Source organism: Balnearium lithotrophicum, assembly GCF_900182585.1.
GTDB lineage: Bacteria > Aquificota > Aquificia > Desulfurobacteriales > Desulfurobacteriaceae > Balnearium > Balnearium lithotrophicum.
Map to the genome: position 1 here is coordinate 1 of NZ_FXTM01000016.1, position 23120 is coordinate 23120.

The 23120-nt window shown below is 39.6% G+C and carries 22 protein-coding genes and 1 pseudogene; 6 read left to right on the top strand and 17 right to left on the bottom strand.

Annotated features, from left to right (window positions below; translation table 11 throughout):
* The 6 genes and pseudogenes from FN732_RS06575 to FN732_RS06600 form a co-directional block, all read left to right on the top strand.
* A pseudogene (locus FN732_RS06575) lies at positions 1 to 214 on the top strand (integrase core domain-containing protein); the annotation flags it as partial.
* Positions 215 to 279: 65 nt separating this feature from the next.
* Positions 280 to 2088, top strand: coding sequence for a pilus assembly protein (locus FN732_RS06580; protein WP_142935771.1), 1809 nt, complete (start codon positions 280 to 282; stop codon positions 2086 to 2088).
* Positions 2085 to 2504: a pilus assembly FimT family protein gene (locus FN732_RS06585; RefSeq protein WP_142935772.1), complete on the top strand. Its 420-nt coding sequence runs from the start codon at positions 2085 to 2087 to the stop codon at positions 2502 to 2504. The genes FN732_RS06580 and FN732_RS06585 overlap by 4 nt, the downstream gene beginning before the upstream one ends.
* Positions 2495 to 2911 (top strand): type IV pilus modification PilV family protein, encoded by a 417-nt coding sequence (locus tag FN732_RS06590; protein ID WP_142935773.1) that lies wholly within the window; start codon positions 2495 to 2497, stop codon positions 2909 to 2911. Before FN732_RS06585 ends, FN732_RS06590 begins: the two co-directional genes overlap by 10 nt.
* On the top strand, positions 2908 to 3843 hold the full coding sequence (locus FN732_RS06595) for a prepilin-type N-terminal cleavage/methylation domain-containing protein (protein ID WP_142935774.1): 936 nt from the start codon (positions 2908 to 2910) through the stop codon (positions 3841 to 3843). Before FN732_RS06590 ends, FN732_RS06595 begins: the two co-directional genes overlap by 4 nt.
* A 9-nt stretch (positions 3844 to 3852) precedes the next feature.
* Positions 3853 to 4269 carry a hypothetical protein gene (locus FN732_RS06600; protein ID WP_142935775.1) on the top strand — a complete coding sequence of 139 codons (417 nt, stop codon included), beginning with the start codon at positions 3853 to 3855 and terminating at the stop codon, positions 4267 to 4269.
* Between the two features lie 8 nt (positions 4270 to 4277).
* Here the strand turns inward: FN732_RS06600 and FN732_RS06605 are convergent, their stop codons facing one another.
* From FN732_RS06605 to gspD, 17 genes are read right to left on the bottom strand one after another with little or no spacing between them, the layout of a single operon-like run.
* Positions 4278 to 5495: a type II secretion system F family protein gene (locus tag FN732_RS06605; RefSeq protein WP_142935776.1), complete on the bottom strand. Its 1218-nt coding sequence runs from the start codon at positions 5493 to 5495 to the stop codon at positions 4278 to 4280.
* Positions 5495 to 6565 carry a type IV pilus twitching motility protein PilT gene (locus tag FN732_RS06610; RefSeq protein ID WP_142935815.1) on the bottom strand — a complete coding sequence of 357 codons (1071 nt, stop codon included), beginning with the start codon at positions 6563 to 6565 and terminating at the stop codon, positions 5495 to 5497. The genes FN732_RS06605 and FN732_RS06610 overlap by 1 nt, the downstream gene beginning before the upstream one ends.
* A 29-nt stretch (positions 6566 to 6594) precedes the next feature.
* Complete coding sequence (locus tag FN732_RS06615) at positions 6595 to 7359, bottom strand: undecaprenyl-diphosphate phosphatase (RefSeq protein ID WP_142935777.1); 765 nt, start codon at positions 7357 to 7359, stop codon at positions 6595 to 6597.
* Complete coding sequence (gene thiL, locus FN732_RS06620) at positions 7360 to 8313, bottom strand: thiamine-phosphate kinase (RefSeq protein WP_142935778.1); 954 nt, start codon at positions 8311 to 8313, stop codon at positions 7360 to 7362.
* Positions 8300 to 8662: a hypothetical protein gene (locus tag FN732_RS06625; protein ID WP_142935779.1), complete on the bottom strand. Its 363-nt coding sequence runs from the start codon at positions 8660 to 8662 to the stop codon at positions 8300 to 8302. Before FN732_RS06625 ends, thiL begins: the two co-directional genes overlap by 14 nt.
* Before the next feature lies 1 nt (position 8663).
* Entirely contained in the window at positions 8664 to 10334 is a 1671-nt protein-coding gene (locus FN732_RS06630; RefSeq protein ID WP_142935780.1) for a clostripain-related cysteine peptidase, read from the bottom strand.
* 8 nt (positions 10335 to 10342) lie between these two features.
* Entirely contained in the window at positions 10343 to 12064 is a 1722-nt protein-coding gene (locus FN732_RS06635; protein ID WP_142935781.1) for an adenosylcobalamin-dependent ribonucleoside-diphosphate reductase, read from the bottom strand.
* Complete coding sequence (gene fabD, locus FN732_RS06640; protein ID WP_142935782.1) at positions 12064 to 12993, bottom strand: ACP S-malonyltransferase; 930 nt, start codon at positions 12991 to 12993, stop codon at positions 12064 to 12066. Before fabD ends, FN732_RS06635 begins: the two co-directional genes overlap by 1 nt.
* A gap of 46 nt (positions 12994 to 13039) precedes the next feature.
* Positions 13040 to 13894: a tRNA pseudouridine(55) synthase TruB gene (gene truB, locus FN732_RS06645; protein WP_142935783.1), complete on the bottom strand. Its 855-nt coding sequence runs from the start codon at positions 13892 to 13894 to the stop codon at positions 13040 to 13042.
* Positions 13895 to 13897: 3 nt separating this feature from the next.
* Positions 13898 to 15829: a type IV pilus secretin PilQ gene (gene pilQ / locus FN732_RS06650; protein ID WP_142935784.1), complete on the bottom strand. Its 1932-nt coding sequence runs from the start codon at positions 15827 to 15829 to the stop codon at positions 13898 to 13900.
* A complete protein-coding gene (locus tag FN732_RS06655) occupies positions 15829 to 16233 on the bottom strand; it encodes a hypothetical protein (protein ID WP_142935785.1) in 405 nt (134 codons plus the stop codon). The genes pilQ and FN732_RS06655 overlap by 1 nt, the downstream gene beginning before the upstream one ends.
* A 2-nt stretch (positions 16234 to 16235) precedes the next feature.
* On the bottom strand, positions 16236 to 16823 hold the full coding sequence (gene pilO, locus FN732_RS06660) for a type 4a pilus biogenesis protein PilO (protein WP_142935786.1): 588 nt from the start codon (positions 16821 to 16823) through the stop codon (positions 16236 to 16238).
* On the bottom strand, positions 16807 to 17370 hold the full coding sequence (locus FN732_RS06665) for a PilN domain-containing protein (protein ID WP_142935787.1): 564 nt from the start codon (positions 17368 to 17370) through the stop codon (positions 16807 to 16809). Before FN732_RS06665 ends, pilO begins: the two co-directional genes overlap by 17 nt.
* Entirely contained in the window at positions 17357 to 18409 is a 1053-nt protein-coding gene (gene pilM, locus FN732_RS06670) for a pilus assembly protein PilM (RefSeq protein WP_142935788.1), read from the bottom strand. Before pilM ends, FN732_RS06665 begins: the two co-directional genes overlap by 14 nt.
* 8 nt (positions 18410 to 18417) lie before the next feature.
* Positions 18418 to 19623, bottom strand: coding sequence for a type II secretion system F family protein (locus FN732_RS06675; RefSeq protein ID WP_142935789.1), 1206 nt, complete (start codon positions 19621 to 19623; stop codon positions 18418 to 18420).
* Positions 19623 to 21224, bottom strand: coding sequence for a type II secretion system ATPase GspE (gene gspE / locus FN732_RS06680; protein ID WP_142935790.1), 1602 nt, complete (start codon positions 21222 to 21224; stop codon positions 19623 to 19625). Before gspE ends, FN732_RS06675 begins: the two co-directional genes overlap by 1 nt.
* On the bottom strand, positions 21205 to 23115 hold the full coding sequence (gene gspD / locus FN732_RS06685; RefSeq protein WP_142935791.1) for a type II secretion system secretin GspD: 1911 nt from the start codon (positions 23113 to 23115) through the stop codon (positions 21205 to 21207). Before gspD ends, gspE begins: the two co-directional genes overlap by 20 nt.
* Between the last annotated feature and the right edge of the window lie 5 nt (positions 23116 to 23120).

Sequence of the window (23120 nt, forward strand, 5' to 3'; positions counted from 1 at the left end):
GACTGAGCCGAAAGTTGATGAAATGAACAGGAAGTTATTTAGGTATCTGAACTTTTACAACTTCGTTAGGCCTCATCAAGGTCTTGGTTATAAGACTCCAGTAGAGAAGTTTGAGGAATATATTAAAAAACACCAGGGTGTCCACCATGTATTGAACGAGAACATATTGTTGAAACCAGTTATGAAGATAATATATTTAAAATACCTCTCTTAGGTCTTCCGGCTCATTGCTTTAATGTTTGCGAATACTTCAATAAAAAAATCTACACTCCTTGGGATATGTTTAAGGCCTTTATTGACTGTATTCAGCCTGATGATTATCAAAATTTAATAAGCTATATCAGAGGTATCGATTTTCCAGAGTTGAGAAGTAGAAGGATAGATGGAGAAACTCCTCCTCAAAACGGAAGTGACGAAAACGTTTGGAAGTTAGGAGATATTGTTTATTCTACTCCTTGGATAGAAAAGTACGATAACTACACTGTAGCTTTTGTTGGTGCAAACGATGGTATGCTTCACGCATTCAGAGTAGGTTACTTAAAAAGGAGGCCAGCTCCCCTTTCCCCTGTTTCAGTTCAAAACGATAGAACTGATAATGAAACCGATTTGTTGGGAGAGGAGCTCTGGGCGTTTATTCCACAGAATGTACTACCCTATTTAGCTCTCTTAGCAAACAAGAACTATAAACACATCTATACCGTAGATTTAAAACCCTTTGTCGTTCACATAAAACATGATGGAAAAGAAAGGAAAATTCTCGTTGGAGGAATGAGATTAGGGGGGGCTGTCGGAGCTTCTGACGAAAGCGCAGTTCACCCTCCTTTCTATGCTTGCCCTGCGAACTTGTGGAAAGAAATGAAGAATTGGTGTGAGGAGTGTACAGGCTTAATAACGTTGCCCTTTGTTGGTTCCAACTTTATCTGTAACCTGATTCCTCAGCCGAAACAAGACTATTCACAATGTTACGGCTTATCCTCATATTTTGCCCTTGACGTTACAGACCCAGAAAATCCCAAATTCCTATGGGAATTCACACATCCTGATTTAGGATTTAGCTATTCAGGAGGAACCGTAGTAAAGAAAAAAGACAAATACTACATAATGTTTGGTTCGGGACCAACTAACTACAAGGGGGATTCAAATCAAAGTCTAAGGTATTTTGTTTTGGATTTACTAACAGGTGATTTAAAAACAACAATAGATAAGTTTACAAGTAGCGCCCGGGGTAATGGAAGAGGAAATGAAATAAGAAACGCTTTCAGTGGCAGAATGAACGAGGAAGCAATAGATGTTGATGGAGACGGAAAATCAGATTACGTAGTAGTTGGATATGCTAGAAAAGATGGAAACATGCAAAACTGGAAAGGTGGTTTATTATTGTTTGATGTTAGAGACGATAACCCTAAAAACTGGTATGGAGTAAAATATTTTACAGATGCACAATCCCCTGTAACTGCAGCTGTAAAATTCGGAAAATGTTTTAATAAGATTTATCTCTTCTTTGGTACAGGTAGGTGGTTCTATAAGACAGATAATTCTTTACCAGGACAAAAAAACAGAATTTATGGAGTACCCTTAGACTGTGATGGTAATGAGTGTCGTCCAAATGTAAACGTTGCTCATTCCTCTCATGATGTCTGTGTAGATATAGGAAACCATGTAGAGAGAAGTTGGTATTTAGAGTTAAACAACAACGACCCTGGTTATTTAAAAGAGAGGGTTATATCGGATCCAACTGTTACAGACGAAAATGTTGTTTTCTTTACAACCATAGAACCTACGGATGACCCTTGTGGATTCGGAGGACGTTCAAGAGTATGGGCTTTAAACTGTGCAACTGGAGGGACAATCTATTCAGCATGTCCTGGCGGAAAGTATGCTGTCTCTCCTCCTGAAGGAAAGTTATATTTTCAACTCTCTGGAGCCAACATAATAGTTATCAACCCAAAAACAGAGTTTGGAACTAATGAGAAAAATGCTTCTCCTTACAGTAAGTGGTATCAGGGAATTGCTCCGGAAACGGGAACTCCCTTTGTAGGATACAGTAAAGGATTGGTAGGAAAGCTCCTTTTCTGGATTGAAAGATGAAAAGAGGTTTTACTCTAATCGAGCTTGTTATAACAATTGTAATCTTATCTGTTCTTCTATCCTTTGCAATTCCAAAGTTCCAAAAATGGAAAAGGAAGGAAGAAGTAAAACGGGACATCAATTACTTGTACAGTGTACTGCAAAAAACGAGAAACAAAGCTTTTCTTACAAAGGAGGACTATACAGTAATAGTTAATGGAACTAACGTAACAATCAAAAACTCTCAAACCTTGAGCATTAAACTTGATACACCCTTTTACTCAAAAAGAGGTAAGCCCGTTGTATTAAAAGTTACTTCCCGAGGGACTTTTTCAAAAAAAACATCTATTAAATGTTTTAACTGTAACAATCTGAATTTGCCTTACAACTGCATTGTTGTTAATTACTACAACTTAAGGATGACAAGATGCGATTAAATTATGGATATACTTTAATTGAAGTCCTTATCGCTCTTGCAATATTTGGTATTGTTTTTTTAGGGTTGTTTGCAACTGTATCGGTTGTTTTATCAAACAACATTAAAAACCTTGAAAGAAACGAAGCTATAAGTATTCTAGAAGAAAGCTTAGAATCAGTTAGAAATATCGACTTTTCAAAAGTTACAGATTCCTATTTGAACAACGGAACCTCTAACTGTACAGATTCTCTCAGTAAATGTCAGATTTTAAGGCAGATTCGCAATTTTCAAAAGTGCTATGGAAGATTCTATTCTGTAAGTAATATTAGCTCTGATTTAAAAAAAGTTAAAGTAACTGTTTGTTGGAAGGAGAGAGGAAAACTGCAAGAAATTTCAGATGAAACAATTTTAGGGAAGGAAGAGTGAGAAGAGGACTTTCTTTAGTTGAGCTCTTAGTTTCCCTGGTGATAGCACTTTTACTGTTATCGGCAATTTATCTCGGATACGTTTCCCTCTTTAAAACAAGCTCCCAAGAGACAATCTCTGCAACCTCGCAGATAGAAAAACTGTTAGGGTTAGAAATCCTACGGTTAGATGTTGAACATGCTGGTTACGGAATTGCTTATGAGTTATCAAACGGCTCAGAGGGTGATTTTCCCATTGAATGGAATGGAACAACTTTAACTATCCGAAGCATTTATAACGTATCAAACGAGGAAACAAATAGTTGGGGAATTTATGACTGTTCCAATAGGAATTTCATTGTAAAAGAAGGAAACTTTAAAAATAGTACTACCGTTGTAGCCCTTGAACCTATTTCGGATTATACAGTTTTTTTTAACAGTGGAAGGCTTTCCAGTATCTGTAATGGAACGGAAAAGAAATACTTAGTTTTCTCTTACGATTCCTCAAGTAGTGGGAGCTGTAAACAGCCAGTCTGCAATGAAATTAAGTACTACTTGTACAGTTCCTCATCGGTTCCCAATTACTGTATTACAAATACCGTATTGGGAAGGAAAGTTAACGCTGGTAATCCAAATCCCCTTATCTATTGTGTAGCCGATTTCAAAGTGAGGTTTGATTGGGATACGAACGGAAACGGTATTATCGATTCAGGAGAAGAGAATCAGGATATAAACATTCCTCCATCAAGTTCAACAAAAGTTTACAGTGTAAGGAAACAATTAAAATTAGTAAGAATTTACTTGCTAGTTCAAGAAGGGAAATACGACCCAAGGTACAATTTTTCAGCAAATACAACCATTGATGGAGTAATACTAAATCCTCCTTCCAATCCAAAAGCCAGGCACTGTAGGTGGAAAATTATTAAGATGGTTGTAAAACCTATGAATCTTTAGAGGAAAAAAATGAGAAAAGGAATAGCTCTTTTAACAGTTCTTTTCTTAACTCTTATTGCTCTCATTTTCTCAGCAGTTGCAATCTATATTTCAATAACTTCAACCACCATTTCAGGAGGAGAGAAAAGGTACAAATCGGCGTTAGAGTATGCAAAAGGGATAAGCTACTACTTGACCGATGAGATTCTATCAGGAAATATAAATAGTTTAGTTCCGAACTATACTAACTGTATTAACAATCAATGCAATCTATCGGTGAGTTTACCGAAAACCATTTTCAGTAATTCAAACTATGAGGTAAATACCACGCTTTTAGGTATAGCCGAAATAGAAGATGGAGAAATTTATACGTTTAGAATAGAAGTTAAAAATAGAAAAGTCCCTTCTGAGAGAGTTATAGTAGAATTTGGATATAAGGTTTACTAACTTAACTGTTACTTTATCAGTTCTCCAATTTTGAAGATTGGTAGGTACATTGCAATTACAATTACCCCAATTATTGAACCAATAAAGACCATCAACAGGGGCTCGATAAGAGAAGTTAACGCATCAACAGTTCTATCTACTTCCTCTTCGTAGAAGTCAGCAGCCTTTGAAAGCATTGTATCTAAATTACCTGCCTGTTCTCCCACTGCTGCCATATTTACAATCATTGGTGGAAAAATGGAAACTCTTGACATTGCTAAAGCCAAACTTACCCCTTTTTCAACCTGTTCCTTTACATTTAGAAGAGCTCTCATTATCACTTCATTATTTGCCGTTTCTGCGGAAATCTGAAGAGCGTCAAGAATATTAATACCACTCGAAATCATGGAAGATAAAGTTCTTGAAAAATTGGCTATACTGGATTTCAAAATGAGCTCTCCAAATATAGGCAATTTTAAAAGTAAAAGGTCTGTTAAGTACCTGAACTGCTTAGAAAACCTCCTGAGTTGAAAAAATCCTATGAAGAGAACAACTACACCAAGTAAAAACCAGCCTATGTAGTCCCTTAACCAGTTACTAACGTTTATTACCGTTTGGGTCAGGGAAGGAAGCTCTCCTCCTAAATCTGCATACAGCTGTTGAAAGGTTGGAATAACGAAGACAAGGATTCCAATTACAATAACTGTAGCAACAACTAAAACGAATGTCGGATAAAACATAGCACTTTTTACTTTTCCTCTTAACTGCTCTATTTTTTCCAAGTGTTCTGCAAGGCGTTTTAACGTTTCCTCTAACGTTCCTGCTTCCTCTGCAGCCTTTATCATTGATATGTAGAGGTCTCCAAAAATGTTTCTGTATTTTGAGAGAGCAATATGAAATCTCCCTCCCTCCTCAATGTAAGTAGCAATGTCATCTATTATTTGCTTAAGCCTCCTGTTTGATATTTGGTCTTTTATTATTCTTAATGACTGAACCAGAGGAATTCCAGCATTAATAAGGGCATGTAATTGTCTTGTAAATAAAACAATATCCTTTAGAGAAACTCTATCTAAAAGGGAGAAAGTTATCTCTGTACTAAAAAGAGGCTTATCCTCCTTTAATTTTTCAATGACCACCAATCCCCGTTTTAATAGTAACTCCTTTGCACTTTCAACATCATCTGCTTCAACAATTCCCCTTCTGATTCTGTTAAAGACGTCCCTGCCAACGTACCTGTAACTTGGCATTAATGTCTCCTTGAGTATGCCCTTATCAGTGTTTCAAGCTCTTTCGGGTCAGGAGATACCCTCTTTGCCTCTTCCAAATCTACGAGACCATCCAAGTAGAGTTGAGCCAAGTGTTGATTAAGGGTTATCATTCCCGTTGATGCTTGTCCCGTTTGCATTAGAGAGTAAATCTGATGGAGTTTGTTTTCCCTTATTAAGTTTCTAATAGCTGGAGTAGGAATAAAAACTTCGACTGCAGCTACCCTTCCAGTTCCGTCCCTTCTCTTGAGCAATTTTTGGGCAACCGTACCAACTAAAACAAATGAAAGTTGGGTTCTTATTTGGGATTGTTTATCCGCAGGAAAAACGTCAACAATACGATTTATTGTTTCTACTGCTGAGTTTGTATGGAGTGTTGAAAATACAAGGTGTCCTGTTTCTGCAGCCGTTAAAGCTGCCTCTATGGTTTCAGGGTCCCTCATTTCTCCAACCAGTATCACATCTGGGTCTTCACGGAGTGCTGATTTTAGAGCTCTGGCAAAACTCTTAGTGTCACTTCCCAACTCCCTCTGGGTAACTATCGATTTGTTGTGTTCGTAAACAAACTCGATTGGGTCTTCAATCGTTATTATGTGATAGCTGTATGTTTTATTGACTATATTGATTAGTGATGCAAGGGTAGTGGATTTACCAGAACCTGTAGGACCTGTAACTAAGACCAATCCCTTTGTTTTGTGGGCAAAGGTCTTTATTATCTCTGGAAGCCCCAACTTTTCAAATTCAGGAATACTGTAAGGAATTAATCTAAAGGCTCCTGCCAAGGATTGTCTCTGAAAGTAGGCATTTCCTCTGAATCTTGCAATCCCCCTTATTCCAAAGGAAAAATCTAACTCCCATTCTTCCTCAAGCTTCTTCTTTTGGGCATCTGTAAGAACACTGTAAATCAGCCTCTTTGTGTCGGCTGCTGAGAGGGTTCCGTACTCAACAAGGGGTATTAAGTCTCCTAAAACTCTAATTCTTGGAGGACTGCCAGGAACTATATGCAGGTCGGAGGCTTTCTTGTCAACAACTTCCTTTAAAAGTTGAATCATATCAACATTCAAAGTTCACCTCCAGAGGATTATAGCAAAAAGAGAATAAAGAGTATTCCTACAACAATTCTGTAAACTCCAAAAGGGATAAATGTGTGGTGCTTCACGTAGTTTAAAAGCCATTTAACAGAGATGTATGCAAAGACAAAGGCAACAAAAAATCCCACTGCCAAAGCTAACCAGTTATCTGCACTTAGTGAATCGAAATTCTTAACCAACTCAAAGCCCGTAGCTGCAAACATTGTTGGAATAGCAAGGAGAAAGGAGAACTCAGTTGCTGCAAATCTCTTAAGTCCAAGAACCATTCCTCCTATAATTGTAGCTCCAGACCGGGAAGTTCCTGGAACCATCGCTAAGGACTGGAAAAGACCTATACCTACTGCCTGAAGGTACGAAACCTCTTCAGGCTTCTCTACGTGGTGTTCCTTCTCACTGTGAAGGAGCTCCACAACTATAAAGACAATTCCCCAGACAATGAGAGCCCCACAAACAACGGTAGGACTAAAGAGCTTTTCAACGTAGTGGTGGAGTAAGAGACCCAATATTCCAGTTGGAATAAAGGCAGCAATGAGTTTTTTCCAGAGCTCCAGGCTTCTTACCAACTTCTCCCTGTAAATTGAGACTACAGAGAGAATTGCTCCTAACTGAATTGCAATCTCGAAGGTTTTTTCAAATGCATCCTGCTTTAAACCTAAGAGGTGAGAGGTTAGAATTAGGTGCCCTGTTGATGATATCGGGAGAAACTCTGTTATTCCTTCAACTATTCCCAAAATTACTGAGTCCAATATACTCAACTATACACCTCCCTTAAAGTGGTCGTACCCCTTCTTTTCTAAAAACTTATCATCCAAAAAAACACCTTCCCCTTCAGAAACAGTACCTACAGTCTTAAAACCTAAGTTTTCTAACTTCTCCTTTTTTTCCTCGGGAAAGGTAATTATAAGCTCGTAGTCCTCACCACCGTAGAGGGCGTACTGAAGGGCTCCATCCCCAGCAAATTTCTCCAAATTTTCAGAAACCGGAATCTCAGATGAGTTTAAATCAATTCTTACTTTAGAGGATTCTGCTATCGTATAGAGGTTAAAAACAAAACCGTCACTAACGTCCGTTGAGCATAAAACTCCAATTTCTAAGGCTTTAACTCCTTCCTTTAACCTTGCTTCTGGATTTAGAAATCTCTCTACTAGATAAGTATCCTCTACTTTCCCCCTTAAAAGCTGTTCCAATCCTGCCCTAGAATCCCCTAACGTTCCAGTAACTCCCACCAAATCCCCAGGTTTTGCCTTCGACCTCAACATTACGCGATTTTTATTCGAAGTTCCAAGGAGTGATAGGTCCAAAAAAAAGTTGGGACTTTTAACTGTATCTCCTCCAATTAAAGAGAAATCGTACTCCTCTAAGGCGGAATTCACCCCTTCATAGAGCTCCTTTAACTCCTCAACCTCCATCCAATCGGGAATTCCTAAAGTTATAAGGGAGTAGAGGGGAGCTCCACCCATCGATGCAACATCGCTGACAGAAATCGATACCAACTTTCTTCCCAAGTAGTAGAAAAAGTCTGGAGTCAAGCTTTTCCAGTTCCTTAGAAAGTGAACTCCCTCAACGAGAGCATCACAGGTGAGAAGCCCTAACGTACCGTTTAGTTCAAAAACTGCCGTATCGTCCCCTATACCTACCTTTATGCCATTTCTTTTATTTTTCAAGGTTTTCGAAAGAAGGCTTATAAGTTCAAACTCACCTAACTTCATAAATCCTCACGGGCTCTAAGTAGCACTCATTCCCCTTTTTCTTCACCTCTGCAAGGAGTCTCACCACTTTCCCCCTGTCGTTAATTGGAGAGAGGAAAGGAGTAGAGTAGATACAGCCCGTAGAATCCTCTAAACAGACGTCTGAGCGGGTAACGGGAAGAGCTCCACAGTCAGAAGGACAGTCCCATCCCCTATAGGTAGCTTCTAAAACCACCTCTTTTCCCACGAATTCTTCACAGTTTTTCTTTATACTTCCAATCGTTTCTAGTCTTAACCTCGTTTCACCGTTTATCTGAACAGAACTGCATGAGAAAAGAAACGGTAGTATAAATAAAAGGAGTTTCTTCATTTTACTCTCCTGAGTAGTAGATAAAACTTTCTAAAAATTCATCCCAGTTTGTTTTTGCAAATGGATTGTAGTAACCATCAACTACCTCATTTCCAAATTGGCAAACTGATGGTGTATCAACCTTATAACAGCTAAAACCGGAATCGTCAGCTTCCTGAGAACTTGAAGGGAAGTAGATGGACAAACCGTGGAGCTCCTTACCATCACCTCCAGGAATTACCACTTTATAGGCCCCGTTTATTAAACTCACCAAATTCGAAGCTTCAGGATACTTGTTTTGAAGGGAATTTGCAAACGTATAAAGGTCCACGTAATAGTAAGGAGAATTAGAGTCAACCTCAGTTGAACTGTCCCTTGCCGATTTAAAATCTGGAAAGTTATAGGAATTTAAATTATTAGCTAAATTCTCTAAGTTGGAGAGAATTTCATTAATTCTATTCTTTTCAAACAGTGTCATCGTCAGCGTATACCCCAAACTCCCTGAATTTCCGTAGGTCTGTTTATAGGCATCAACTATTTCCTTTCCAAATGTATAACCATCAGAACTTGGATTCTGAACTAAGTAGGAGAGAACCTTTGTATAGTCCCAACCGTTTTCCGGTTCGTATCCTTCAGAGGCAACCACATTTTCAGTAAAGTCCTTTAAATCGTAAAGAACTTCAACCATTCCCATTAAACACTCGTCAAACCCTACAAGGTCAAAGGTAATCCCGTCATTTTTTAGCTGGTTTAGAACGTTATAGACTCTAAACATAAAAAGGTAATCAGAAGGTTTTGAATCCATCCCTGCAAACCTTGAGGAGCGCCATCCATCTCCGTGGTCCCAGAATATTAGAGCTCTATGGCTTGACGGATACATATTTACGTAAGTGGAAATAAAGTTTTTTAGACTCTCTTCCTTTGATAGGTCAAGCTCTGTATCGGGAGGGAAAGAGAAGGACTCAAGTTTTCCTGATGTATCGTTGCTTATCGATATTTCGTCAGGAGAGTCTGAAAAGTCTGTAATAGCAACCAGTTTCACCTGAGGAGTGTAGTTGACCGATGCCATTTCCTGTAGGTCTTCCTTTGCATTGTTTGATAGGCTGTTGTCCCCCATCATGTAAACAAGAACCAACCACTGTCTGTAGTTTACCGTTTCACAGGTTCCACTCCCCCGACAGAGCTCCACGTCCGTTCCGTTGAATTCAACGTAGTAATCATTGTTAACTGAAATTTTGAAAGGTTTTCCGCTCTTTACCGCATCCTCTAAGGAGTCATTCCCTAAGTCGTCTGAGGATACAGAGAGATTTGTCAAGTCTATCAACTCCTTAGTCCCGGATGTATCGTTGGCTATTCCGTGAATTATCTTCGCAAGTTTATCTCCGACCTGAGAGTCTCCTGCTAACTTAAAAGGATTTATAACCTCTCCATTTTCCTTGAGGGTGTAGTCCCCGAGTTTTAAACTACCTATGTAAAATGTTAAGTGTGGTGTTTGTGAAGGGGAGAGAAGGGAAAACTTTCCCAAGCTATCGGTATACGAACACCTTCCAGAATCGGTACAGACCTTTAATCCCTTAACGTAACTTGAAACGAACTGGCCATTTACTTTCTGTAAATTACCCGAACCTCCTCCTCCCCCTCCACAACTGTAAGACACAATTAAAACTGAAATGAGAAAAAGAAGCCTTAGCATCCATCCTCCTAAAGTTCACAGCTACAGGCCTTGTACTTTACAAGGTCTTCAGGCTTAATTCCCTTTAAACCAAATTCTATAGCACCTTCCTTTGACCCCTGACGAAACACGGTTATTCCCTTGAGCTTAAGTTTGTGTCCAAGAATAAATACTTTCTTAACATCCTCAACCGTTGCCTCTTTTCTTAAATTAACAGTCTTTGAAACGGAGTTATCAACGTGTCTTTGAAATACAGCTTGCATTCTAACGTGCCATTCGGGGGAAATGTCCAAAGCAGTTACAAAAATCCTTCTAACCTCTTCGGGAATGTCACTAATATTCTGAATGCTTCCACTCTCTAAAACTTTTGAAACCTGCTCATCCGTCAGAATGTCTCCCGCGTACTTTAGGAAGAACGGGTCTATTTGAACGGCCGGTTTTCCATCGAGGATTTTCTTTATGTAGGCAATCGCAAACAGAGGTTCTATACTTGGAGTTGTTCCTGCAATCATGCTTATCGTTCCCGTCGGTGCTATACTTGTCCTTGTAGCATTTCTCACCTCTTTTCCCCTGTAGATGCTCCTTCCAATGTTTGGAAAGCTTCCCTTTTCCCCTGCAAGTTCTACCGATGTCTCAAATGCTTTTCTATTTATAAATCCCATAACCTCATCGGCAAGCTTTAGAGCTCTCTCCGAGTTGTAGGGAATGCCCAACTTTATGAGGAGCTCTGCCCAGCCCATAACTCCAAGTCCTATTTTTCTGTTTCCCTTTGCCATTTTCTCAATTCTCTCATCTGGATACTTGTTAACGTCTATAACGCAGTCTAAGAACCTAACTGCAATTCTTACAGTCTCCTCCAATTTTTCCCAATCAATGTTTCCATTCTTTTCAAAGTGGGAAAGGTTTATCGAACCTAAATTGCACTCCTCGTAGGGTAAAAGGGGAACTTCTCCACAGGGGTTTGTTGCCTCTATCCTCCCTAATTGAGGCGTAGGGTTGTGCCTGTTTATCTCGTCAATATAGAGAATTCCGGGATCTCCACAGTCCCATGCCGACTCTGCAATCAGGTTAAAGAGCTCCCCTGCTTTTATCCTTCCCCAAACTTCACCAGTTCTTGGATTTACAAGCTCAACGTACTCATCCTTTTCTATTTTTTCAAAGAATGAGTCTTCACAGGCTACAGATATGTTAAAGTTCTGAAAACTTTCCCTGTCTCTCTTTGAGAGAACAAACTCCTCAACATCCGGGTGGTTGTAGGAGAGGACTCCCATATTTGCTCCCCTCCTCTTACCACCCTGCTTTATAGAATCGGTAGTACAGTCAAAAACCTTCATGAAGGAAACGGGACCTGAGGCCCTTCCATTCGTAGTCCTAACAATGTCACCCTTTGGCCTTAGGTGGGAAAATGAAAATCCGGTTCCTCCACCGGTTTTCTGAATCTTTGCCATGAGAGAAAGTGTGTCGAAGATATCCTCAATTGAGTCCTCTACCGGCAGGACAAAACAGGCTGCAAGCTGTCCCAACTCTGTTCCGGCATTCATAAGGGTTGGGGAGTTTGGTAGAAAATCCAAATTTAACATAAGTTTTAAGAACTTTTCCTCCCACTCCCTTGCCTTTGAGGCAGGGCCGTAGAGGAGCTCTGCCTGAGAAACGCTCCTCGCTACCCTCTCAAAAAGCTCCTCGGGAGTCTCTCCAGGCCTTAAGTACCTCGCCTTAAGAATTTCTAAAGCTGTTTCCGTTAGTTTCAGCATCAAATCTCCGAGATAACCTTTTCAATGTCCTTAGGTTTCTCAACATTCATTACCTTTATGCTTCTGTCAATCTTCCTTATTAAACCCCTCAAAACGTTCTTCGGGCCGATTTCGTAAACTCTATCTACTCCAATTTCCCTCATTTTTAAGACATCCTCAACCCACCTAACAGGAGAAAATACCTGCTTGTAAAATGAATCCTTTATTTCGTCGGGCTCCCTTATAAGTTTCACATCGGCGTTGTTAAGAATAGGGTATTTTGCCCTTTTAAATTCAATATTTTCCATAAGCTCCTTCAACCTTTCGGCAGCAGGTTTCATCAATTTTGAATGAAAGGGAGCAGAAACTGAAAGCCTTACCAATCTCTTGGCCCCTGCTTCCTTAAGTTTTTCCTCCGCCTCCTCTAAGGCTTTGATTTCTCCAGATATTACAGTCTGCTCAGGAGTATTAAAGTTTGCAACTTGAACGAAACCACTCTCTACCGATTTTAAAACTTCCTCAACCTTATCAGAGGGAAGTCCTATAACTGCAGTCATTCCACCTACTCCAGCAGGAACAGCCTCCTGCATGAACTCTCCCCTCTTTCTAACGATGAGAGCCCCATCTGAAACGGAAAATACCTCAGAAGCTCCCGCCGCAGAGAACTCACCTAACGAGTGACCGGCAACAAGAATTGGTTCAACGTTAAATCCTGAGGCCCTTAAAACTCTAAGAACGGCCATACTCACTGTAAATATTGCAGGCTGAGCGTTGTAGGTAAGGGTCAACTCACCTTCAGAGGACTCAAAGCAGAGTTTAGCTATGTCAACCTTAGCACCCTCAGAGGCCTCCTCAAAGACCTCCTTTGCCTCTAAAAAGGTTTCGTAGAGCTCCTTACCCATTCCAATGTACTGCGAACCCTGACCGGGGAAGACAAAAGCAACGGCCATTACTCCTCCTAAACGCGTAAAGTCTAAGGTAAATTATAAAAGAAGGTTAAGTTGCAATGACCTTTTCCGGTTTAAGGAGCTCCCCGTTGGAGACTCCTACTCCTACAAACTTCCCTTCATCTGACAGAACGGAGTAGTATCCTTTGGGAAGTTTTCTCTTTAAAAAGACACCGTTCCTAAAGAGAGTCTCCTCTTCCTTTGAGAGTTTAACTGTAGGAAAGCCTAAAATCTCCTCTGGAGGTCTTAAGAATCTCTCAACTCCCTCCTCAATTACTCTCTCTAACGGAACCGCCTCGTTTTCACATATATTTCCAACGCATGTACGGCGAAGCTCGGAAACAACAGCATCACAGGAGAGCTCTATTCCAATATCGTGAACGAGGGAACGAATGTACGTTCCCGATGAACACCTGACAAGAAGTTCAAATTCAGGATATGAAAAAGAGAGAAGGTCTATCTCGTAAATTTTTACCCTCCTTCTCGGAAGTTCTACCCTTTCCCCTTTTCTTGCCAGTTCATAGGCCCTTTTTCCCCTTATCCTTACAGCTGAGAATGGAGGAGGTTTCTGCTCTATCTCACCTCTAAACATTGAAAGAACTTTCAAAAATTCCTCTTCACCTGCTTCCTTACATTCAACTTCTTTAATCTCACCATCAACATCGTACGTTGGAGATGAGAGACCTAAAATTCCCTTTACCTTGTAGGACTTATCTCTCTTTAACAGAAATTCTGAGAGCCTTGTAGCCTTCCCCACTGAGATTATCAAAATCCCTGTTGCTAAAGGGTCAAGAGTTCCTGTATGTCCTACTTTAACGGATTTTGGAAGCAAATTCCTCACCCTTTTAACAACGTCATGTGAGGTCAACCCCTTAGGCTTATCAACAATCAAAAATCCTACCATCCCCTACCTTTCGGAGTTAATAATTACTGGAGTTATAAAAATCAGCATTTCACTCTTGGAAACGACCGTTTGGGAGTTCTTAAATAGCCAGCCTAAAAGGGGTACTCTTGAAAGTCCAGGAACACCGGAGGATGACTTTTGCTTCTCTTTCTCGTAGATTCCTCCAATTACGACAGTATCTCCATTTCCCAGTAAAACTTTAGATTTAACGTTCCTCGTATTTATTGCAGGTTCACCACCTCCTGTTACGGCTACGTATTCGTAGTTTGGAGAGTCCTTTCTAACTTCCAAATCCAAAAGAACCTTATCACTGCCTATTACATGAGGCTTTACTTTTAGAATAAGAGAAGCTTTTTTAAAGTTTATATTGTACGAAGTAGCTCCCCCTGCTCCAACTGTAGATTCTCTGTAAGGTATCTCAACACCCTGCTCTATGGTAGCTTCTTCATTGTCAAGAGCTAAAACCTTAGGTGTAGATATTGTTTGAGCATTTCCATCAATTTCCAAAGCTTTCAAGGCAAGTTCTACCCTCAAGTTTTGTGACTTGTTCAAAATGCCCAACGCTAAAGTAGAATCGGAAACTGGAATTTTTGAATAGTCACCAATAGAGTCAGGACTAATTATAGGTGAATAGGTATTTGTATTAAACCCATAACTCCCTGTAATATAAGGAGAAGGTCTTTTACCCATAAAGTTAAAACCACTTATGTACCAGGAAAAACCTAAATCTTTTTCCGCCTTGGAACTTATCTGGATTATTTTGGCCTTTACAAGAACTTGTTTTCTCGGTTTATCTATATTTTTTATAAAACTTTCAATTTCTTTAAATTCAGACTCCGTTACCTGAAGTAGTAGGGAATTTGTCTGTGAATTAACAGAAATAGAACCTCTCTTTATCAATTTTTTAATGTTTTTCTCTACATTCTTAGCATCTACATATTTGAGCTTAATCATGTAGTTTTTAAGGGGTTCTACTTTTTCCTGTTTTACAATTTTTGACTTAGGCAAAATTCTGTAGTATTCGGGGGTTTCTATGTAGGTTAGCATTAAAGGCTCCAAAACAGCCTTCAATGCATCCTTCCAGTAAACCGGATTCTTAAAATCAACACTCACCCTTCCTGAAACCTCTGGGTCAAAAACAACATTTATTTTTGCTATATCAGCTATAGCTCTCACAACGGCTCTGACATCTGCATTTGTAAAGTGAAGGGAAACCTTTGGCCCTTCACCTCTTATACTTGTTAAATTAGAACTCTTCTGTGGCTTTAACCTAAACTTTATAGAAATCCTTCCTCCTTCAGGAGAAACTTCTACTGCAGCAACAGAAGGTTTTAAATAAACAGTGATTGAACTGCTACCCCCTTTTAGAACTGTTTTTAAAGAAGAAACTGAAAGAGAATTAACAACTTTCTTCGTTGGTTTAAGTTTTAAATTCGGTAGGTCTATTATTAATTTGTTTCCTTCCTTTTTAAAGTTAGTTCCTTTTAAATTAGGAACACTTATTATCATTAACTCACCGTTAACCAACCTTGTTATTTCAATCTTTGGAGTGATGAAACTTTCTACAATTTTAAGTATAAATTTGCCCTTTCTTCTTAGAAATTTAAGTTTTCCTTTTTTGTTCAGTACAACAGTAAGCTTAGAAGAGCCGTCTGTAGGAATTATTCTGACACTTTTTATGAAGTTTCCTCTTCTACCTATTCTATAAGGTTTTAATAGGGAACAGTTTTCCAAGTCAACTTCTATGGTCTTTCCTTCCCTGCTAAGAGGCACAACTCTACAGTTACCCGATTTAGAAATATCTATTTCTAAAAATTCTCTTTGAGCTCCACCAAAAGGTTCAGAAGAGTATAAAAAATCGATATTTTTTATAACGCCTCCATAAACAGCAGAGGAAAAAAATAGAAGGACTAAAATTAGCAAACCCCGTAACATTACTCTCCTCCTAAATTCACTTTTAAAATCCTGTAGCTCTTAATAAGATGTCTTCCTTGACGTTTGTAGACTGCTATTATGACCTTTTCAGGAGTAATTTTTACTATTTTTTCATTCTTACTTATAGGTTCTCCTTCCTTTAAGATGAATACCTCTCCTGTGGAAGGGTCTTCAAGAACAAGCTTATGCGAATTTCCAGAGGAAATTACCCCTTGTATACTCAGCTCATCCAACGGTTTAAGAATAACTGATGAAAAAATAGAAGCCTCCTCTGTTTGAACAACTTCCTTTTTTAACGTCTTAAGCCGTTCTTCCTTTAACTTTATAGGATTTACGAACGGGTCAACGGCAAAAACCTGATTTGTAAATATTCCAGTTAGAAGAAATAGGTATAACAATTTCATCGTTACTCCTTTAGAGTAAAGGCTTCTATATTCAATCTAATAGAAACCGTTGCTCCCTCTAACTCACTGCTTTCCCTGTTACTTTTGATGGAGTTTATCTCCATAGAGCCAAAGTTAATAATTCTGTTGGCCTGTGAAAGTTTTTCACACCAGGAAATAAAAGAAGGATAAGTTCCTACTAATTCCACTTCATAGGGATATTTTATGTAGTATTTTTTGTTTACCTTGGCTTTTCTTACTATTCTTTTTACCAGCATTCCACTATCAGCTTTAGATATAGAGTTAACTATTTGTGCAACATCCTCCTTTCCAGTTGGCAACTTCTTTTCAATATTTCTTATTTGTTTCTCAAGAATAGCTATCTCTTTTTGAAGTTCTTTTCTTCTCTTTTCAAGAATTTTTAGTCTATTTACCGTTAAAATTAACGTTTCTACCTTTCTTTGCTTCTGTAATAGTTCTTTTTTTAGAGGTTCGACTTTGGAATAATAGAGAATAACATAAAATACAATACCTATTATTATAATTATCAACCATTTTTTCCAGCGAGGCAGATTAATCAAATATTCATAAACACTAATTATTTGGTCCATTTCTGAGCCTCACACTAAATTCAAACTTGTAGTAATTCATCTTAAAGTTTAAATCTCTATTTTCATATTTTTTTCTCTCAATATCCCTAAGTTTTACCGTTCCCAATTCACTATCTACTCTCTTGAGGAATTGAGGAACGAGCTTTAAGTCTAACGCATTCGCCTCTATGCTAAGGGTATTCCTGTTGTACTTTAGTCTATTCAACCAAACTCCGTTAACATTTTGTCTTTTTTCAAAGAAGTAAAGAAAGTTAGGAACATATCTGCTTTTTTCCAAGTTACTTACAATACTAAGTTTACCCTGTAAGTTGGTTTTAAGGCTCAAAAGTTTTCTTTCAAAAATTTTAAGTTTCCTCAACCTTTTAATTTCACTGTTAAGTTGGGATATTCTACTGTCTGTAACACTAATCTCCCTTTTAATACTCTGGGTCTGATAGTAAACAAGGAAGATAACTAACAAAAAAACAATCAGGGAGAATCCTAAATCCACCCTAATGTACTGTTTGTATTTAGATTCTTCAATCTCGGCAAAGTTAAACCTTAGCATTTTCGTCACCCTTGTATCTAATGCTTAAGCCAGCAGCAACTGCAAATTCCTCAGAATCAGAAATTCCTGCAAAACTTAAAGGAGCTCCCAACGCAACTTCTATGTTTGAGATTTCATTGAAAAACTCCGTTATACCTTTTATCTTGGAAGAACCACCGTACAGTTTAATGGAACTAACCTCTAAGTCAAACCTCTCTCTAAAGGTGTCAATAGTCCACATAACTTCGGTAAATGCCCTTCTTAAAACACTACTAATAACTTTAAAAGCCTCAGAATAGGAAATATTGTTTACTTCTTCTCCCCTTTTTAATCTTTCAGCCTCTTCCCTACTGAGCATAAATTCCTTTTGCAACTCCTCGGTTATTAAGTTCCCCCCAATTTCAATACTTCTCGTCACATAGGGATATCCACCAAACGAAACTACAATTTTTGTGAATGAGGCTCCTATTCCAACTATACAAACAGGGGTAGCTAAGTTATCTGGATTGTTCAGGTAGTATTGATTGTTGAGAGCAGCAGGCTCAATATCAATAACAACTGGATTTAAACCTGCACTTGAAAGAATTTTAATTCTATGTTCTACGTATCCTCTTCGAACAGCGGCTATGGCTATATCCATATTTCCTTTTTTAATAGAGATAGGCAAAACCTTGTACGTCAGCTTGACATTCGACAATTCCTCTGGCGTTAGGATACCCTTCATATACTCTACAACTGCCTCTTCAGGCTTCTTAGAGACAGGGACACTGATAACGTTATAAAAGCTCATGTATAGAGGAATGTGAATTACAACTTCCTTATCCTTAATCTGCAGTTCTCTGTAGAGCTCCCTTATGTGTTCTATAAGGGAATACTCATCTAACAGTTCGGTTCCTGCAAAAATTCGGTCCTTATACTCCTTCTTTCCTTTTTTTTTAACTTTGTAGGAGTGTCCTTTCTTTTCTAATTGAAGAAGCTTTAGTGAGTAAGTTCCTATATCCAAGGCTGGTACCAGATAATTCCCCGAGAAGAACCTAGAGAGCCTTGAGAACCATCCCATTCCATCCCCTAAACAGGTCTTATTGTACTAATGCTTAGAATAGGAAGAAGTAACGCATAAACAATGAAACCAATGATTAACCCCACCATCAACATAGTAACAGGTTCCAAAAGCGAAGTCAAGATTTTTATTTTCTGTTCAACCTCCTCGTTAAAGTAATTGGAAATCTTAATACTCATCTCAGAAAGTGAACCTGAACTCTCACCCGCCCTTAGAATTTGAACAGCAACTTTTGGAATGAATTTGATTTGAGAGAAGGCCTCAGAGAGACTAACTCCCCTTTCGATTAAGGACAACTTCTCAAAAAGTTGTCTCTTTAAGTATTCATTGGTTACAGTTTCAAGAGCTGTCCTGTAGGAATCTATGGCCGAAATTCCTGACGATAGAAGGTCCCCAAACGTCATAAAAAACTTTGTGAGCTCAGAAAGTAGAAGGAGCTCCCCCAAAACGGGAAGTTTAAGTTTTAATCTATCAAATGTAAGCTTATTTCTCCTTATTAAGACAAAAATTAAGAGGGAAAAGAGAAGAAGAGCTAAGACTATAAACGAATAGTAGTTTATGATAATACTACTCAACGTCAGGAGGAATTTTGTACTAAAGGGTAGTTCAACCCTTGCAGTAGTATAAATTGCCTTTATTTTCGGTATTACCGAAAAGAGCATGAAAATAACAACTCCAAAGGAAACAAGGAGCAAAACCGAAGGATAGATTAGAGCCTGAAGGAGCTTTGATTTAATACCTTCCCTCTTTTCTAAAAGTGAGGCAACCATCAAAAGGTTTTTTGAAATTAGTGCAGATTTTTCCCCGGAGGAGATGAGGGATAGGACAACGGGGTCGTTCAATCCAGCCCCTTTAAGTGCATCTGAAAGTGAATTCCCCTCTTTGAGCAGATTTACAACTTTTTTAAAGAAGACCTTTAGGTGGGGCTTTTCCTCATCCTCACTAAAAGAATCAACGGCTTCAACTATCGGAATCCCCGATTCAAGCAGAGTAGATAGAGTTTTGAAAAAAACTATCAGCTCACTATTTTTTGGACCTCTTTTTAAAAATGAGAAGAGTTCCCTCTTCTCCCCCTTAGATTCCTCAACAATTTCTGTCGGGTATATACCCCTGCTCTTTAGGAGGGAAAAGGCAGACGATTTAGTGGGCGCTTCAATTACTCCGGAAACATCCTTACCCTTAGAGGTTACTCCCTTGTAGGAAAAGACTGCCATTATCCCCTTGTTACCCTTAAAACTTCCTCTGGAGTTGTTACTCCCATCTTAACCTTTTCCGCTCCGTCCATCCTTAACGTCTTCATCCCCTTCTTAACGGCAAGCTCCTTAATTTCATCGCTGTCCTTTCCACTCAAAATGTAGCGCCTGATATCCTTATCAACCGTTAGTATTTCGTAAATTGCCGTTCTACCGAGATATCCCGTTCCCATACAGTACTCACAGCCCCTCCCCCTGTAAAATTTACCTCCGTAGTCATTAATACCCAAATCCCTGAGCTCCTCAGGAGTCGGTGTATAGGCTTCCTTACAGTAGGGACAGACCTTCCTCACAAGCCTCTGGGCTATAACACCTATGACTGAAGAGGCAACCAAGAACGGCTCAATTCCCATGTCCAAAAGCCTCGTTACAGAGGACGGAGCGTCGTTTGTGTGGAGAGTTGAGAAGACCAGGTGGCCTGTCAGTGCAGACTGTATAGCTATTTCTGCCGTTTCGGTATCCCTTATCTCTCCAATCATTATAATGTCTGGGTCCTGACGGAGGATGCTCCTCAGGGCAGAGACAAAGGTCAGTCCTATGTCAGGCTTTACCTGAACCTGCGATATTCCGTCCAACTGGTACTCGACGGGGTCCTCAACGGTTACTATGTTTATCTCCTCGCTGTTTAGCTCTGAAAGTGAAGCGTAGAGTGTTGTTGTTTTTCCCGAACCTGTTGGACCGGTTACTAAAATTATTCCGTGGGGATTTTTTATAAGTTTCTCAAACTTTTCGTAGTCCTCAGGGAGTAGTCCCAACTCCCTCGTCGAATAGAGGACACTCTCCTTTGATAAGAGCCTTAAAACAACCCTCTCTCCAAAGTACGTAGGAAGGGTTGATACCCTTATATCAATCTCCTTCCCCCCCAAACGAATCATTATCCTACCGTCCTGAGGGAGCCTCTTTTCAGCAATGTCCAAGTTGGCCATTATCTTTAACCTTGAAACTACGGCAGGGATTTTTGATGAGGGGAGCTCCCTCACAGTTTTTAAAACACCATCAATTCTGATTCTCACCCTCATTTTATTTTTAAAGGGCTCAAAGTGGATGTCACTTGCCTTTGCCCTTACGGCAAGTGTCAGAATGTCGTTAATGAACTTAACGGCAGGAGCTTCCTCTTCAGAGGAGAGAATATCCTCCCCGTAGGAGCTCTCCTCTACTTCCCTTGTAGTTTCTTCCTGAGAGGAAAAGAAGTTTGTTATTTCGTCAAAGGGAACAACAACAACTTTTAAGGGTTTCGAAAAGAACCACTCTACTTTCTTTAATCCCAAGTAGTTAAAGGGATTGTCTGTTGCGACTAATACAGAGTTTTCCTCCTCTTTAAAGGGAACCAACCTCTCCTTTCTGAGTATGTCTAAAGGAACCCTTTCAACAATAGAAGTTTCAATTTCGGGAATTGAATCCTTCAAATCGAACCCACAGGAGAGAAAAGCCTCCCTTACCTCAGGAAGGTTCCACTTTAAAATTCCAGAAACCTGCTTGAAGGAGGAAAACTCCTGGTTTGGAATGAGTCCCTTTTCCTTCAGCAAATTAATAAATTCACTCTCAGTTAACGTCCTTAACATTAAAGTTCATCTCCCTATCAAGTTCAAACTTTCCAAATCCCTTTAAATCTGAAAGTACTCCCTTCCTCGACCTCTCTATCTCCCGAATGTTGTTCAAGTAAATGTTAATCTTATTCCTCGTCAGCTCATTCTCCTCCTTCACATTCCTAACAACGTGGGGAGTTATGAAGACGAGGAGGTTCGTCTTCTCAATCTGGTGACCTGTCTTTTTAAAGAGATTTCCAATTAGGGGAATACTTCCAAGGACGGGAACCTTTTCAACGGTTGTAAGTTTTTTACTCTTAATGAGTCCTCCTATTACAAGTGTTTGACCGTCCTGAACGTCAACCGTTGTTTTTGCTTCCCTCTTTGATGTGATTGGAGCCGTCTGGTCGGCATTGGCATAACCTACAACATCCTCCACTTTCTCGTAGACCTTAAGCTTTACCTCTCCTGACGACGTTATGTGGGGAGTTATCTTCAGAACGATACCGACATCCTTGTAGTCGTAGGAGATAACAGGGTTGTTGTTTGCATCGTACTTCATACCTGTTGAGTAGGGAATTACCTTCGAAATGTTTATCTCGGCCTCTTCGTTGTCAAGTGTGAGTATCTGGGGGGTTGCTATAACGTTTACTCCCCCTTCCTTAGCATAGGCATTTAAGAGGAGGCCTATATCTGGAGTTCCTTCCCTCCACTTTGCAAGTCCTAAGAGAAGACCGGGAGAAACGGAGGATGGATATCCCGGCTGGAGAGGAAGGCTTCCGTACAGACTTCCACCGAAGGGAACATGTTCTCCCCTTGATAGGAACTTCCACTCAACCCCCAACTGAAGAAGCTTATCCATCGACATTTCAACAATCTGAACTTCAACAAAGACCTGAGGTCTCTTAACATCTATTCCCTCTATTACCCGTTTGACCACAGAGAAGTCCTCTGGAGACGCCAAAACTATCAGAGAGTTACTTCCCTTATCTGAAACCACCTTCACAGAGCCTGTCAAGCCGTACCTGCTTCTACTACTTCCCCTAAAGAGGTTGTTTAAAACCTTAGCAGTGTCATCTGCAAAGGCGTATCGAAGTTTAACGATGTGTATGTTTCCAGATTTAACAGAAACGGGGACGTCAAGTTTTGGGAGGAGCTCCCTCACTCTCTCTAAAACTCCCTCTGTTCCAACTAAGTAAACCGTATTCGTTCTCCTATCGACTGCAAAGTGGTAGTAGTCCCTTCCCGGTAGAGGAACTGTCCTTGATATATCAAAGGCAAAGCTCTTATCAAGTAGGGCTGACAGAACCTTAACTGTATCGCTGGCATTGGCATTCTTCAACGTAAACAAGGCTATCTTTAGCTTGACGGGAGCTCTGTCCAGTCTGTTAAGAATCTGGAGAATTTTGTGGATATTTTTCTCCTTATCGGTTATAACTATTGCATTGGAATTTCTAACGTAAGAAACTCTCCCTATCCCAGACAGCATATTTCTAACGAGCCCTTCAACACTTATAATTTTCAGGTGGTTCGGAATGTAAACGTAGGTTAGAATCCTGTCACCTCCGTCCAACCTGCCCTTGGCCAACGACGCAGATTCCCTTGCAGCCTCCCTACTTCTTACGATTTTAATGTAGCTTCCGTAGTCAACTATCTGATAACCCAACTCATCCAAAGCAGCAACAAAGAGGTTAAAGAACTGTTTTTTAGGAATTGGTTTTGGAGAGACTATTGTAATTTTGCCCCTCAAGCTTGGAGGAATGATTATATTTTTTCCTACAGTCTGACTGACAATTTTTGTAAAGTCCTTTATATTAACGTCCTCAAAGTTGACCTGAACGGACTTGGGTTTCTCCTGAGAAAAGGAACTCATCGGGTTCACAAAGGACAGTATAAGTGTACTTAGGACTAAAATTTTACTTCTCATCTCAA